Annotated in this window: 13 protein-coding genes; 8 read left to right on the forward strand and 5 right to left on the reverse strand. The window is 58.7% G+C overall.

Translation table 11 applies throughout. From position 1 onward, the window contains the following. Positions 1–3: 3 nt before the first annotated feature. From pgsA to DIT72_RS12255, 4 genes are all read right to left on the reverse strand, one after another. On the reverse strand, positions 4–561 hold the full coding sequence (pgsA, locus tag DIT72_RS12240) for a CDP-diacylglycerol--glycerol-3-phosphate 3-phosphatidyltransferase (RefSeq protein ID WP_135955535.1): 558 nt from the start codon (positions 559–561) through the stop codon (positions 4–6). A gap of 7 nt (positions 562–568) precedes the next feature. Then, positions 569–2,446, reverse strand: coding sequence for an excinuclease ABC subunit UvrC (gene uvrC / locus DIT72_RS12245; RefSeq protein ID WP_135955536.1), 1,878 nt, complete (start codon positions 2,444–2,446; stop codon positions 569–571). Continuing rightward, on the reverse strand, positions 2,430–3,095 hold the full coding sequence (gene uvrY / locus DIT72_RS12250; protein WP_135955537.1) for a UvrY/SirA/GacA family response regulator transcription factor: 666 nt from the start codon (positions 3,093–3,095) through the stop codon (positions 2,430–2,432). The genes uvrC and uvrY overlap by 17 nt, the downstream gene beginning before the upstream one ends. Positions 3,096–3,188: 93 nt before the next feature. After that, positions 3,189–3,449, reverse strand: coding sequence for a YheU family protein (locus DIT72_RS12255; protein ID WP_135955538.1), 261 nt, complete (start codon positions 3,447–3,449; stop codon positions 3,189–3,191). A gap of 116 nt (positions 3,450–3,565) precedes the next feature. Between DIT72_RS12255 and DIT72_RS12260 the strand changes: the two genes are divergently transcribed. From DIT72_RS12260 to DIT72_RS12280, 5 genes are read left to right on the forward strand one after another with little or no spacing between them, the layout of a single operon-like run. Further along, positions 3,566–4,270 (forward strand): AzlC family ABC transporter permease, encoded by a 705-nt coding sequence (locus DIT72_RS12260; protein WP_135955539.1) that lies wholly within the window; start codon positions 3,566–3,568, stop codon positions 4,268–4,270. After that, positions 4,263–4,601, forward strand: coding sequence for a branched-chain amino acid transporter permease (locus DIT72_RS12265; protein WP_135955540.1), 339 nt, complete (start codon positions 4,263–4,265; stop codon positions 4,599–4,601). Before DIT72_RS12260 ends, DIT72_RS12265 begins: the two co-directional genes overlap by 8 nt. A 3-nt stretch (positions 4,602–4,604) precedes the next feature. Next, on the forward strand, positions 4,605–5,204 hold the full coding sequence (locus tag DIT72_RS12270) for a DUF938 domain-containing protein (RefSeq protein ID WP_135955541.1): 600 nt from the start codon (positions 4,605–4,607) through the stop codon (positions 5,202–5,204). A 44-nt stretch (positions 5,205–5,248) separates the two neighbouring features. Then, positions 5,249–5,524, forward strand: coding sequence for an acylphosphatase (locus DIT72_RS12275; protein ID WP_135955542.1), 276 nt, complete (start codon positions 5,249–5,251; stop codon positions 5,522–5,524). An 11-nt stretch (positions 5,525–5,535) separates the two neighbouring features. Then, positions 5,536–6,483, forward strand: a complete 948-nt coding sequence (locus tag DIT72_RS12280; RefSeq protein ID WP_135955543.1) for an AEC family transporter — start codon at positions 5,536–5,538, stop codon at positions 6,481–6,483. A gap of 130 nt (positions 6,484–6,613) precedes the next feature. On the opposite strand, the gene DIT72_RS12285 is transcribed toward DIT72_RS12280, so the two are convergent. Then, positions 6,614–9,313, reverse strand: a complete 2,700-nt coding sequence (locus DIT72_RS12285; RefSeq protein WP_168355055.1) for a cytochrome c peroxidase — start codon at positions 9,311–9,313, stop codon at positions 6,614–6,616. Between the two features lie 380 nt (positions 9,314–9,693). Here DIT72_RS12285 and DIT72_RS12290 point away from each other — a divergent pair, with 380 nt between their 5' ends. From DIT72_RS12290 to DIT72_RS12300, 3 genes are all read left to right on the forward strand, one after another. Continuing rightward, positions 9,694–10,248 (forward strand): response regulator transcription factor, encoded by a 555-nt coding sequence (locus DIT72_RS12290; RefSeq protein ID WP_135955545.1) that lies wholly within the window; start codon positions 9,694–9,696, stop codon positions 10,246–10,248. 268 nt (positions 10,249–10,516) lie between these two features. Next, positions 10,517–14,017, forward strand: a complete 3,501-nt coding sequence (locus tag DIT72_RS12295) for an AsmA family protein (protein ID WP_135955546.1) — start codon at positions 10,517–10,519, stop codon at positions 14,015–14,017. Then, positions 14,014–14,316, forward strand: coding sequence for a BON domain-containing protein (locus tag DIT72_RS12300; RefSeq protein ID WP_135955547.1), 303 nt, complete (start codon positions 14,014–14,016; stop codon positions 14,314–14,316). The genes DIT72_RS12295 and DIT72_RS12300 overlap by 4 nt, the downstream gene beginning before the upstream one ends. Positions 14,317–14,402 lie beyond the last annotated feature (86 nt).

Consider the following 14,402-nt stretch of genomic DNA (forward strand, 5'->3'; position numbering starts at 1 on the left):
GTATCAGCCTGCTTCCTTCTCGGGAAACAGGTCTGGCCAGGCGGCCTTGAGATAGAGAATCATTGACCACAGGGTCAGTACGGCTGCGACATACAGCAATACCGTTCCCACATAGGTCCACACAACACCTGGCGGAAACGCCAGCAGCATGATAATCGCCACCATCTGTGCCGTGGTTTTGATTTTGCCGATGTAGGATACCGCCACACTCCCACGGCTTCCGATTTCCGCCATCCATTCACGCAGCGCCGAAATCACGATTTCCCGGCCGATAATCACTGTGGCCGGGACCGTAAGAATGAAACTGCCATGGGACTCGATCAGCACCGTCAAGGCAACCGCCACCATCAGTTTGTCCGCAACCGGGTCCAGAAAGGCCCCGAACGGTGTGCTCTGGTCCAGCTTTCTCGCCAGATATCCGTCCAGCCAGTCAGTAGCCGCGGCCAGGCCAAACAGGCCAGCACTGACGAGATAGCTCCACTCGGCCGGCAGGTAGTAGATGATCACGAAAACCGGAATCATCAGGATGCGGGAAAGAGTGAGGATATTTGGTAAATTCATGCTGTCCCTATTCGTCATGCAGTACTGCGTAGATGGTTTCCGCCAGATTCCTGCTGATCCCCTGAACCTTGGACATTTCGTCGACACTGGCCTTGCGAAGCTCCTGGATGCCGCCAAAGTAACGAATCAGGTCACGGCGGCGCTTGGGCCCCACCCCCTCGATACCTTCAAGGGTAGACTGTCGGCGCTTCTTGTCACGTCTTGCGCGATGGCCAGTAATGGCAAAACGATGTGACTCGTCCCGGATGTGCTGAATCAGGTGCAATGCCGGGGAATCCGCCGGTACCCGATACAGGTCGCCGGTCATGCCATCGATCAACTGTTCCATCCCTGCCCGTCGTGTAACACCCTTGGCCACACCGATCAGCGGAATATCTTTAATTCCAAGCTCATCAAACACTTCCCGGGCAATATTCAACTGCCCCTTACCACCGTCAATGAACACCAGGTCGGGACGTTTACCCTCACCCGCCACCATGCGCCTGTAGCGCCGGGTCAGCACCTGACGCATGGCACCATAGTCATCGCCGGCGGCTACACCTTCGATATTATACAGGCGGTAATCGCTTTTCAGCGGCCCATTCTCGTCGAAAACCACGCAGGATGCGACTGTGTTTTCACCGTGGCTGTGGCTGATGTCGAAACACTCCATACGCGACGGGGTTTCCGGAAGGTCGAGCAGATCCCGCAGCGCCAGCAGGCGACGATAGACAGTCTCTTTGCTGGCCAGGTGGGACAGCAGAGTCTGACGGGCATTGGTCATGGCCATTTCCAGCCACCGCCGGCGCTCGCCCCGCACATTCTTGCGGACCCGGGTGTCCCGTCCTGCGGATTCTGTCAACGCCTGTGACAGCAACTCCTGTCCTTCCACATCCACCGGCACCAGGATATCCGGAGGGATTTCCCGCCGAGCGCTGCCACCGAAATAATACTGTCCCAGGAATGCACTTAACAGCTCCCCCTCGGACTGCTCAAGGGAGTACCGCGGGAAGTAATCCTTGGTGCCCAGCACCCGGCCACCGCGCACGATAATAACCACGATGCAGACCACGCCGGCATCCTGGGCAATAGCGACCACATCCGCATCGCCTCCTTCGCCGTGGACACTCTGCTGTTCCTGCACATGGCGAAGGTGGTTGATCTGGTCCCGGTAGGCAGCGGCCTTCTCAAATTCCAGATTTTTCGACGCCGTTTCCATCGCTGCCATCAGGTCCTGCAGAATGGCGGGGTTCTTGCCTTCCAGGAACATGGTGGCGTGACGCATGTCTTCCTGGTAATCCTCTGGCGTAATAAAGCCTACGCAGGGAGCCGTGCACCGGTTGATCTGGTACTGCAGACAGGGACGGGTCCGGTTCCTGAAATAGCTTTCACTACAAGACCTTACGCGGAATATCTTCTGTAGAATATTAAGACTTTCCTTGACCGCGCCGGAGCTTGGAAACGGCCCGTACCAGGTACCGCCACCTTTTTTGGTGCGCCCACGACGAAACGTCAGCGATGGATAGTCATCGTGTGAGGAGCGGTAAATATAGGGATAGGATTTATCATCCCGCAGCAGAATGTTATAGGGAGGCCGCAGGGTCTTGATCAGGTTCTGTTCGAGCAACAGCGCTTCCGTTTCGCTGCTGGTAATGGTGACCTCGATGGAATTTATCCTGGAAACCAGTGCCTCGGTTTTCGGGGCCAGGCCGGTCTTGCGGAAATAACTGGTGACGCGTTTTTTGAGGTTGCGGGCTTTGCCCACGTAAAGCACATTGCCGCTGGCGTCATACATGCGATAGACGCCGGGCCTTTCGGTCAGCTGTTTGAGGAAGCTTTTGGTATCGAACTCCCTGCCATTCCCGGCCTCCGGAGCCTCAGTTTGGGAGTCAGGCCTTGTCGGCATCGAGTAACCCGAGCCTGACCGCCATCAGGGCCAACTCAACGTCACTGGAAATTTCCAGTTTTTCGAAAATCCGATAGCGGTAACTGTTGACGGTTTTGGGACTGAGGCACAGCTTGTCGGAAATGTCCTGCACTTTCTGGCAGTCCACCACCATCAGGGCAATCTGCATTTCGCGCTCGGACAACCGGTCAAAGAGCGTCAATTCACCGTTTTCGTCCAGCGCATCCCCGCCTCCAAGCTGTTTGAGCGCCATTTTCTGGGCGATTTCAGGGCTGATATAGCGCTGCCCCGAATGGGCCATGCGAATGGCCCGCACCATTTCATTGATATCGGCACCCTTGGTAATGTATGCCGATGCACCGGCCTGCATCACGCGTGTGGGATAAGGATCATCGGCGCAGGCGGTTACCACGATTACCCGGATCGCATCATCAATGCGCAGAATCCGGCGTGTGGCTTCCAGCCCGCCAATACCCGGCATGCGGATATCCATCAACACGATGTCCGGCCTGTCTTTGCGCACAAAATCAATGGCGTCCTCACCCGAAGCGGCCTCGCCGATGACATCAATATCCGGGTTGTCCGCCAGCATCCGGGTAATACCGGACCTGACCAGTTCATGGTCATCTACAACCAATACCCTGATCAAAACTCACCTCGCACGCGGCATTTATTGGAATTCACGGATTGTACCGGTTAAGGGTGCCCGGCGGTAGATGCATCCACCAATACCGGGACCAGGTCACGCGCTTGCGTCCGGATTGCCCAGGCTTGCCGTATTTTCAACCGGGTCAAACCAGACCACCAGATCCCCACGCCGGACTGCCGACTTCACCCGCTCCCGCTCCGCCATGGGGTTTTCAGTATCGTTGAGGCCGTGATAGCGGGTGCAGTACTCGTCGACAAGCCCCTCTAGCTGGTCGTCCGGGAGAAGTTCCGCGTCTACCACGAATTTCTCTTCGCGGGGATCCGCCTGGGGCTCCTGGCCTGTGTCGTCGGTCATTGTGTGCTCCGCCTCAAACCGACAATGGTAATGGGTTTGAGGCGGATGTAGAAGGCCCGACTTCTCAACACCCAAAGGATTCTCTATCATCCCTGCTTTCAGTTATCGGGCACGATATGAACCAATCCGTTTTCCGTCTGACACTGCCTATCCTGTTCGGCTACCTGCCTCTGGGCATGGCTTTTGGTGTGCTGTTTACCACCCAACTGGATTATCCCTGGTGGGCAGCCCCGGTCATGGGCATCCTGATTTATGCCGGTGCCGGGCAGATTCTCGCGGTCAGTCTGCTGGCAGCCCAGGCCGGGCTGCTGGAGGTGTTCATTGCCATGTTCGTGCTGAATGCCCGCCATCTGTTCTACGGTCTTTCCCTGCTGGGCCAGTTTCACGGGGCGGGCTGGCGCAAGGCCTACCTGATTTTCGGCCTGACCGACGAGACCTATTCCCTGCTGACGAGCCGCGCACGCTCTGCAGACAGGCATCATGAGCAGGCGGTGGATTTCCGCATCACTCTCTTCAACCAATGCTACTGGGTCATGGGCTGCGCCCTCGGCGCCCTTCTTGGCGCCAACGTTGCGTTCGACAGCACCGGTATCGAGTTTGCGCTCGTGGCCCTCTTCATCGTCCTGACCATCGAACAGTACAAGGCACTTGGCGATGCCTTCCCGGTTATCGCCGGTGCTGCCGCCGCCGCACTCGCCATTCTTGTTCTGCCACAGGCACACCAGCTGATCGGGGCCATCGTGGTTGTCAGCGTGGTATTGCTGGTACAGTACCTTAATCTTCGCCGTACCCCGGACGCTGAGGGGGCAGGCCATGGCTGATAGCTGGTATCTGGCAGGATTCATTGCGGTTGCCGCCGCTGCCACCTTCGCCACCCGTGTCATTCCGTTCCTGTTTTTCCATAGGCATACGGAACACCCTCTGGTCCGGCACCTCGGCCGTTATCTCCCGGCAGCGGTCATGGCGCTGCTGGCGACGGTGTATCTTCAGCGCTCTGCCACCTGGAGCAACACTCTTCCGGGCTTTGACGCATTGATACCCGCTGTCCTGGTGGTGGCGATTCACCTATGGCGCCGCAACGCGCTTTTATCCATCGCCTCTGGCACGATAGTCTATATGGCTATACTGCAACTGAACCTGATACAGGTGTAAACCATGGCTCCCGACAAGCCTTTCTCCCAGGCCTGCGAGAACAACAAGCAGCCTATACTTGACCGCATCAGGAACACCTTTACCGCCCCGGGCACAATACTCGAAATCGGCACGGGTACCGGCCAGCACGCCGTTCATTTCGCATCGGCACTGCCTCATCTTGTGTGGCAGCCAAGCGACCGTCCTGGTGCCACCGCCCACTGCCGTGCCAGAATCAGGGAAGCCGCCCTGGACAACCTACGTCTGCCCGTTGAGCTGGATGTGGCTTCCGGGATCTGGCCAGGAGACAGTATCGATGGCGCTTACTCTGCGAACACCGCCCACATCATGGCATGGGAGGAAGTGGAGGCGATGTTCGCCGGCCTCGCAAAGCGGATGAGAACGGGGATGCCATTTTGCCTTTATGGCCCATTCAGCTACGGTGCAAAGCATACCAGCGACAGCAATCGTCAGTTCGATCGGCATCTCCGCATGCAGGCACCACACATGGGCATCCGCGATATGGATGACCTGCTGAAACTGGCAGAGCAGACGGGATTCCGGCTCGAAAGTGACCATGAGATGCCCGCCAACAACCGATTGCTGGTGTGGCGTAAACTGTAGACAGTCACCGTATAGCATTTACCGGAAAAAGGGAGAAACAGACCATGAGCCATCAGAGGCTGACAATGCGGATCAGCGGCAAGGTGCAGGGCGTCTACTATCGCGCCTCGGCAGCAGAGAAGGCAGAGGAACTCGGCGTGACCGGCTACGCGAAAAATCTGCCTGACGGACGTGTGGAAGTGATAGCCGAGGGGCCGCAGACTGCATTGGCATCCCTGCAGCGATGGTGTAACGATGGCCCGCCCGCGGCCGACGTGGACAGGGTCGACGCCACCGAGGGCCCGGCTACTGGTGAATTCACCGGCTTTGAGACCCGGTAACCACCGCCAGGATGCCGCTCCTCGACACCTTCCTGAATACCCTTGAGATCACCCTGCCGGTATTCGCCATGGTGTTTATCGGCCTGGGCCTCAGGCGCCTGGGCTGGATAGACGCCACCTTCATCAATACCGCGTCTGCACTGGTATTCCGGGCCACTCTGCCCACCCTGGTATTCCTCAGCATCATACGTGCAGACCTGGATACTACCCTCAACCCTGCGCTGCTGGGATTTTTCGTAATCGCCACCCTGGCCAGCTTCCTTTTCTGCTGGCTCTGGGCGCTACGAGCCGTGCCAGTGACTGATCGGGGCGTGTATGTCCAGGGTGCCTTCCGGGGCAATTGCGGTATCGTCGGCCTCGCGCTGGCCGCCAGCCTTTACGGCGACTACGGCCTTTCTGCGGGCGGTCTGCTGTTGGGCGTGGTGATCATTTCCTACAACGCTCTCTCGGTCATTGTGCTGACCACTTATCAACCGGGGCAAGCTGCCAGCTGGAGACGGATTCTCCGGGATATCGTGCGCAACCCCCTCATTCTCGCTGTCGTAGTCGCCGTGCCATTTGCCTGGTCCGGGATCACCCTGCCCGCGTGGCTGATGACCAGCGGCGATTATTTCGCCTCCCTGACCCTGCCCCTGGCGCTGCTCTGTATCGGCGGAACTTTGTCGTTAAGTGCCATGCGCAGTGATCGCAAGCTGGCCATCAGTGCCAGCGCCATGAAGATGGTCACCTTGCCGGTACTGTGCACGCTGGCCGCCTGGCTGGCCGGGTTTGAAGGCCGGGAACTCGGGCTGATGTTCCTGTTCTTTGCCAGCCCAACGGCAGCCGCCAGCTTCGTGATGGTCAAGGCACTGGGTGGCAACGATCGCCTGGCTGCCAACATTGTGGCTCTGACAACCCTGATGGCCAGCATTACTGTGACTTTGGGGGTATTCATCTTGCGCGGCGCAGGGCTGATATAGGCCCCGCTGCGGCTAATCAACGCAATAATGGCAGGGGCCAGCACCTCCGCTGGAGGGACAAGAAAAGGCGGACCGCGCCTGCCAGCTCGATCCACCCTGGCACTGATTTTCTATTCAGGCAATTTGCCTGTTACTCTACCGCGACAGGCTGGAGCGGGATATCGATCAATGATCTGCCCGCCAAATCGGCTATATCCGGCATTGAGCACGGCTCAAGCAGGCTGTGTGCTCCCGGTATATCTTCAAGCTGCTCTTCGAAGGTTTGCAGCCGATCGCCATGTCCGCCTTGCCCGACCGCGGGAATGGATACCAGCAACGTCTGGCCGGTATCAGGATCATGCCCATGAGGGATACACAGCTCCGGATGATCAAACTTGCCTGAATCATGCGCAACACGCCAATCGGTCAGACCGGTTTCCATCATCTCGATCACGGAGGCCTCGTCGGTAGGGCCAAGATCAAAAATCCTCATGCCCGCATCCAGATTGTTGAAATTGATCGTCGGGAAATGACCTGCAGTCTTGTAGGTTTCCAACACCTGTCGCAGGTTTTTCTTGGCGCCATTGTGGAAGTACGGACCGGTAAACTTCACGTTGCGCAGACCGGGGGTCTTGAACGCGCCATTCATCAGGATTTTCTCCCCGGGAATCACGTCCGGGATGCACTGATTGGTATTAGGATTATTGTTGGGATCGCCATTTCGCTGCTCCTGTGCATTGCCATTGCCCACCAGTCCGGGTCCACAGGCTAATGCCAGATCGAATACCCGCGGGGTGAGATCGGTCGGAGAAGTCGGAATCAGCAGCTCTCCCGCGGCGATTACTTCAGCAATCTTACTGATCGCCGTTTCGTCCAGATTATCGGGCAGGTTCTGCCCGCTTTGCAGCAGCAGGATCGCCTCCCGCAACCTGGCAAAAGACAGGGGTACTCCATTTACCGCATCGCCTAGAGACAGGTCCTCGACAGAGGGCCGCACACCAATGTTGTAGAACCCGGCATCGTATACGTGGGCCTGCCCGTTGAAAGCAATCATGCGCTCCATGGGAACTTCAAGGGCTTCCTTGCGCAACTGGCCCGGCTGCAGCGGCGGAACCGGCGCCGCCCCAAATCCGGTCAATGCTGAGACAGTCGCTCCGGTAAATTCCGGGTTGAAGTGGCAGACCGCACACGCGGTGGCCCCTGCAAAAAACCGTCCCGCACCCCGTTCGATGCTCAACAACGCATTGATCGCAACGGCTTCATTAGGTGATTCAGCGCAAGTCAGAGGATCCATGCAACCGCCAATTGCTGTACCTGAAGGCACTGGAAATTCGGTATTTCCAGACTCCGCGCCCGTAACCGCCCCAGGATGAATGAACTTCGCATAGTGCGCGGTGCAAATCTGCTCGGCATTGTCGACTGCGGCTGCATTATTGTTGCCTGCAAGCAAGTCAACGCAGGTCTCGAGCGGCATTCCGGTGACATCAATCGTGACCGCTCGCCGCCCGGCTCCACTGGTCACACTGCCCGTAGCCACACCACCTGCCAGCAGGTCAACGATGGTATTTTCCGTGAACAGGGTCGCCTCATAGGCCTGGACGGCCAGACCGAAGAACAGAGCGAAATTGTACTCCAGCAGCGTAAAGTCCGTTCTTGGGTCCGTGCAGGCAACCTGAGACACGGGCGGGTTTTGGGTGTCATCGACAGCCAGGCACACATCCGCACCAATGCCATCTCCCCAGAACCGTTCATCAAAGATATCCCGGATAAGGCCTCCATAGGTAACGGTCAGGCCCCGCCCAGTACCACTACAATCCGACAACGCTCCAAGCAGCGAATCGTTACAGGCAACCATCTGATCGGCCAGCGGTACGAGGCCGGCAAGCTTACGCCCTATGTGGGCAAACTTCCGATTGGCGAACTGCATCTCGAAATCACTCAGGGGCGGGCCAACGGCCTGAGAGGCCAGGGATGAGAACGGAATCAGCAGTTTTTCGTCCTTAATCTGCCCGTCTACATAGATTTTCACCCTCGCGTCCGGATCGCGGAATCCCAGCGGACTTACGCCATTAAAGAAAGTATCAGCTCGACCGTCCCAAAAGTTTCTCAGGTTATAGATGGCATTGATCACGGTCGGAGCATTGCGCGGTTCAACCCTTCTCGCAGTGGCTGGTATTCCGGGACCGAGAGCAGTGAACAGGGCGTCAAAGCCCTCATCAGTGTCCGCCAACAGAGCATAATCCACCCGGCCCCCTGACAGCCCAGCAAAGGTTCCGGCCCGGACGCCCTGGGATGAGGCCACATCATTGATGTCCTGGTTCGGATTTCCTTTCGGGCCACGACCTGGTGTTCCATCCGGGGCATCAACACTCCAGCCCAGAGCCAGAAGATGGGATTCATTGACCGGAAAGCCAACCATGGTACCCACGTCATTCGCGCCATCGTAGTGGGGCGAGGTCAGGGCCTGATTGACCGCCAACAGGTCAAGGACAAAATCACCGCCCTTGAATCCCGGGCTCAGCTGATTGTTACGGCGGTGGTCAGCGCCCGCGTGATAATGACAGGTGGCACAGGCAGTGACGCCATCCCCGCCAACCTGCATATCCCAGAACAGAGCTTTGCCCAGAGCCTGCAATGCCTCCTTTCTTTCCGGTTCCGTAACCTGCAACCATGCCCCGTTGCCGGTTCCATCCAGCAGTCCCAGCATATTCACATCGGGGACTGTAACCTGGTTCAGGGGCGCAACTTCCTGGGCGTGTGTACCCGATGATCCCAGCACCAACAGTGACGCCAGCACTACGCACCGCAAACGGTGATGGCGGGCCCGCACTGTCCTTGATTTAGCTTCCATATCAGTTCTCCCAGCACACTGATTACCCTGACGGTTTTCTGTTCCTTCCAAGGGCGTCCCGAGACTCCGTTTCTGAGGTCGTCCGGAATAACCCCGAGATGCAATTTCGGAGGAGCCCTGAATAATGTTAAGTAATGCCCGATGGGCGTGCCTGAGGAACGTCTCCCTATCTTTGTAGGCAGAAAGGACTAAAATATTTTCAGAAAAGCAGGACATACCTCCCGGCTCCCCCTCTCGGAGGAAGCGACGTGGCATCACAAAGGACTGGATCAGCCCCACGGGTACTGGCAGTTTCCGATTGCTCGATTCTTAATCTCGGGCTGGAGAGACTTGTCTGGTCAAACGCTCCTCATCTGGAGTGGGAAGGTGCCATATCGGATATGGAGAGCCTTGCAAAGGCGAACGGGCTTGACGCAAATGTCATCGTGACGGATCTGGATTCCGCCCTCGGTCAGGAGTGTTTAAGCCTGCTAGGCCAAGTTGATCATGTCTCCATCGTCGCGCTGGTGGGCACTGCTACCAACGATCAGATTGATGCAGCGGTTTTGAAGGGGCTCAAAGGGGTGGTTCAGAAGCAGGCACCGGACCATGCGTTGCTAAAAGCAATTCTGGCTGTTCACCAGGGAGAGCTTTGGCTCGACCGTCTGGTCACCAGCCGAATACTGCGGGGGCTAACAGCTGGTGAGGTCAAGCCCGAGAGCATCCTGGACCGGCTGACAAAAAGAGAGCAGTTTATCTACAAAACCATTATCACCCGTGCGGGGGCTCCTTCACGCTTGATCGCCAACGATCTGCACATCAGTGAACACACGCTGAGAAACCATCTGACAGCCATCTACTCGAAGCTTGGAGTGTCCAGTCGACTCGAGTTACTGGTGCTGGCGAACCAGAAAATCCCACGGACGGAAGGAGATCCCGGGTTGTCTAAACAGTAGCGTGACGGCAACCATTGGCGTCTTTGCACTGCGCACCGCAGGGATTATCTGAATAAATACAGTTACAGGGCTTTAAACCAGAGCATCCTCGGTCTGGCTGCCTCACGGCTGTCACCAGCATCCTTCCAGCGATACTCGGTGTTCAGTAACTTGGAGATCTGATCATCGAAGTCGTAATACGATAGGCTATACTTCAGCGTTAATCCCGTGTGGGAGACCGAAGGATAGGGCTTGTTATCCGCCACGTCGACCGGGAGTCGCTGAGCCAATGTCGCACGGATCTTCAAAGAAATTACGCTGGTGGTGGCTCGCGCCCTTGTTGCTCATGGTGCTCGTCGCTGTCACCGTGTGGCTGATGTCATGGAACATGTTCAAGCCACTCATCATCGAACGTGTCGAGCAGACGACCGGGCGTTCTGTCGCCATCGAGGGCGACGTGAAGGTCGATTTTCTCCCGCGCCCGGAGATTTCATTGCATGGGATCAGGATCGGCAACCCGCAGTGGGCGACCTCACCGCACATGCTCGAGGCCCGGCGTCTCAGCGTCTCCCCTTCGCTTATCGACCTGCTCACTGGCAAGCTGGTGTTGGATGTGGTCGAGATGGCCGGCCTGACCCTCCATCTGGAACAACGCCGTGATGCCCCCGGCAACTGGGTATCCGGGGATACGACGGAGAGAGAAACCGTACAGTCATCTGCGTCCGATGAAGAGCCGGCTTTACCGGTGATCATCCGCCATTTCTCCCTGTCGGATGCGCAGGTGCGCTACCGGGCACCGGAGGCCGATGCCCCGGCTGAACTGACAATTCAGTCTCTGCAGATCCAGCGTAACCAAGCGTTCCTCGATACCGAGGCGACACTCACTTTCAGAGACCGCCGCTTTCATCTGGAGGCCAGGACCGATCCACTCGAGAGGCTGCTGGACAAGACGCAGCCATTCGGTGGCGAGATCTCAGTCGGCTCCGAGGGGGACCGATTGACGAGCACCTTCACTCTGCCCCATCCGCCATCGCTGAAGTCCCTGCAGGCAGAAGCCGGGCTCAGCGTGGCGGCAACCGCCAACTGGGCCCGCTGGCTGGATTTTCCTGTTGTGTCACTGGGCGCTCTCGAATTCGCGACACATCTTGAGCGCCATGGCAGTGAATGGCAGCTCAACAACATCGAGGTTTCCGCCCTCAACAGCCGGATCACCGGTGAGCTCGAGCTGGAAACCGCTGGCCAGGCTCCACTGCTGAATGGGAGCCTGCACGCCATCTCCAGCATCGCAGGCGGCAGGATCGAGACCAACGCCGAGCTGACCGGCAACCTCGACAGCTTCTCGTCAGAGGCGCAGGTCACATTCGAGGGGCTGGACATGGACACGCTGGGCATCGCCCTTCCCCCGGGTAACACCCTGGATGGCGACCTCGATCTTACACTATCTAGCGGGAGGTCGACGCCACTGCGACTTGCCATAAAAGGCACACTCCGCGACAGGCCACTGAACGTGACGATCAAGGGAGGGCCCCTGCCCGGCCTGATCGCGCTGGATGAGGACTATCGCTTCGAGGCCGAGGCCAGCTCCGGAAACCTGCAAGCCCGGGTCGATACCCGCCTCGCTTCGCTGCTGAATCCCTCAACGTTCGCCGGCGATGTAGCGCTCGGCGCCTCGGGCGCTCTTGATATGGAGGCATGGGTAGGACCGGTGCTGCCTTCCTTGCCCGAGTTTCGCCTCGCAGGTCGCCTGCAGCGGGACAGCGAACGCTGGTCTGCCACCGGGCTCAAGGGCGAGATAGGCGGGACCTCTGTCGCTGGCAGCGTGGAATTTCACAATGTCGAGCGGACAGAGGTGCAGGCTGACCTCGAGGCGGGGCACATTGTTCTTGCCCGCCTTCTTCCGGAAGGTGCCGGAATTGAAGAGGACTCCCTGCCGGACCTGCTGCGTGGCGTTAACGGGCAGTTGGCGCTGCGGGCAGACAGCCTGGTGCTAGCCGACGGCACCACCTTACAGGGCCTTGCCCTCTCGGCTGGCCTGAAAGCGGGGAGGCTGGAAGTCGATCCCCTGCGCTTTGGTCTTGCCGACGGCTCAATAACGGGTCGCCTGGTTCTGGATGTGACCGGTCAGACGGCCTCTGGAAGCCTCGATGCAGTCTTCGACGATATTGCGCTGGCGGGGCTGGTCGAGACCTTCACGCCGGTGGAGGACCGGCTGGGCAGATTTTCAGGGGAGCTGCACCTTGAGATGCGCGATACTCTGCCCGACGACAGGCGCAATGACCTCTGGCTTCCGTTCATCGGGCGGGTGACGCTGGAGCCCTCAACACTTCGCTTCGAGGCCCCTCAGGCTGACACTGACCTCACGCTGAGGCTTTCAACCCCCGAGGGAGAGAATGGCGTTCGCCGTTTTCACCTGGATGGAACGGGGCGCTACGACGGCCACCCGGCATCGCTCTCCCTGGTGGGCGACTCCCTGCTTCACGCCCGTTATCTCGATCGTCCCTATGCCGTGGATCTCGAGGCCGAAATTGTCGGTAGCCGGATCGGGCTGCAGGGCATACTCCTGCGCCCTCTTGCCCTTCAGGGTCAGAACCTGAAATTCACCCTGGAGGGCCCCAATCCCCAGCGCCTGACCCGACTGCTGGGGGTGGCGCTGCCGCAGTTGCCACCTTACTCACTGTCGGGCAACCTGGAGCTGAATGACCAGCGCTGGACGTTCGAGAACATGAAAGGGGAAATCGGCGGCAGTGACCTCGATGGCTGGCTTAGCCTCGATACGCAGCCCCGTCCGCCACGGCTGACGGGCGAGCTGCGTTCCGCCTCCCTCGACATTGCCGACTTGGGATTCATCATTGGAGCAACACAGACCGCCCGGAAAAACGAGGACCGGTTCATCCTGCCCGACACGCCCTTTGTTGGCGAAGGCTGGCAAACCCTGGCGGCCGACATAAGCTATCGGGGAGAGTCGGTGCGGGCGGGGAATCTGCCTCTGAGCAAGGTGGACATTGATTTTTATCTGGAAAACGGCCATGGCCGCTTTGAGCCGGTCAGTTTCGGCATCGGCAAAGGGAGCATCGATCTGGTGTTCGACCTTGATGCCGGGAGCAGGCTCCCTGTCGGCACCATGCAGGTGGAGATGCGACGGGTTGAGCTGAGCGATGTCCTGCGGCACTGGAACCTCGCCGATGACAACATGGGCATTATAGGAGGGCGTGGCAAGTTCTGGATCGAGGGCCGATCGGTCGCCGAGCTTCTGGCGTCTGCTGATGGCGGCCTGCTTCTGCTGATGACCGGTGGCAGCCTCGATGCCGTGCTCGTGGAACTGGCCGGACTCGACGCTCTCCAGGCTTTTCTCAGTTGGGCGCGCCGGCGCGATCCTGTTCCCATCGAGTGCGCCTATGCCGACCTCCAGGCGCGCAGCGGTGTCGCCAAACTGGACACCCTCGTTATCGATACCCTGGACACCACTTTCACGGCCGGAGGAGAGATGGACCTGAACACGGAGCGCCTGGATATCTCTGTCTTCGCTCACCCAAAGGATGCCAGTGTTCTTGCCGGGAGTGCGCCCTTTCATCTGGGCGGCACTTTCGATGATATTGAACCAGGCGTCCATGGCAGTGGCCTGGAGCTCGGGGTGCGTGCCGGAATCGGCGCCGTGCTCGGCGCCCTCAGTGGTCCCATTGCTGCACTCCTGCCCTTGCTGACAACGGGTACCGATCCCGATCTGGAGTATTGTAAAGGGCTTGTCAGTCGCTCCCATGAGGCGATACGGAGCAAGGAGGGCGGACCATGAACCGACACGACTGGACCGGCGTTCTGGTGGCAGTGGTACTCCTCAGCGGCTGCGCCGACGCCCCCGTTAACGAATCCGCGCGGCTCGAACATCAGGATTCGCCCCAGGCGGTGAGGATCAAAGCCCTGCTTCTGGAGGAACCGGGCCTCGCCGGCGCGGCCATCGACGTGGACATCCGCAACGGTCGCATCGTTCTGGAGGGCTTCGTCGAAACCGGCGATGGACGCGAGCGGGCCGAAGCCATAGCCCGCGAGCACAGTCCGGGCAGCGAGGTTGAGAACAGAATCATCGTCAAGTAAGGAACGTAAAGACGCCCACGATCGAAAGACCACCGGGGATCCACATTATTACCCGGGAGCAGAATCAAGATCCGCTGCTCGAACTG

It is taken from the genome of Marinobacter orientalis (assembly GCF_004792665.1).
Classification (GTDB): domain Bacteria; phylum Pseudomonadota; class Gammaproteobacteria; order Pseudomonadales; family Oleiphilaceae; genus Marinobacter; species Marinobacter orientalis.

What these genes read in the sequence shown, in the direction of transcription:
- pgsA (WP_135955535.1), bottom strand. Translation starts at nt 561, where the DNA reads ATGAATTTACCAAATATCCTCACTCTTTCCCGCATCCTGATGATTCCG.
- uvrC (WP_135955536.1), bottom strand. Translation starts at nt 2,446, where the DNA reads ATGCCGACAAGGCCTGACTCCCAAACTGAGGCTCCGGAGGCCGGGAAT.
- DIT72_RS12255 (WP_135955538.1), bottom strand. Translation starts at nt 3,449, where the DNA reads ATGACCGACGACACAGGCCAGGAGCCCCAGGCGGATCCCCGCGAAGAG.
- DIT72_RS12260 (WP_135955539.1), top strand. Translation starts at nt 3,566, where the DNA reads ATGAACCAATCCGTTTTCCGTCTGACACTGCCTATCCTGTTCGGCTAC.
- DIT72_RS12265 (WP_135955540.1), top strand. Translation starts at nt 4,263, where the DNA reads ATGGCTGATAGCTGGTATCTGGCAGGATTCATTGCGGTTGCCGCCGCT.
- DIT72_RS12270 (WP_135955541.1), top strand. Translation starts at nt 4,605, where the DNA reads ATGGCTCCCGACAAGCCTTTCTCCCAGGCCTGCGAGAACAACAAGCAG.
- DIT72_RS12275 (WP_135955542.1), top strand. Translation starts at nt 5,249, where the DNA reads ATGAGCCATCAGAGGCTGACAATGCGGATCAGCGGCAAGGTGCAGGGC.
- DIT72_RS12280 (WP_135955543.1), top strand. Translation starts at nt 5,536, where the DNA reads ATGCCGCTCCTCGACACCTTCCTGAATACCCTTGAGATCACCCTGCCG.
- DIT72_RS12285 (WP_168355055.1), bottom strand. Translation starts at nt 9,313, where the DNA reads ATGGAAGCTAAATCAAGGACAGTGCGGGCCCGCCATCACCGTTTGCGG.
- DIT72_RS12290 (WP_135955545.1), top strand. Translation starts at nt 9,694, where the DNA reads ATGGAGAGCCTTGCAAAGGCGAACGGGCTTGACGCAAATGTCATCGTG.
- DIT72_RS12295 (WP_135955546.1), top strand. Translation starts at nt 10,517, where the DNA reads ATGTCGCACGGATCTTCAAAGAAATTACGCTGGTGGTGGCTCGCGCCC.
- DIT72_RS12300 (WP_135955547.1), top strand. Translation starts at nt 14,014, where the DNA reads ATGAACCGACACGACTGGACCGGCGTTCTGGTGGCAGTGGTACTCCTC.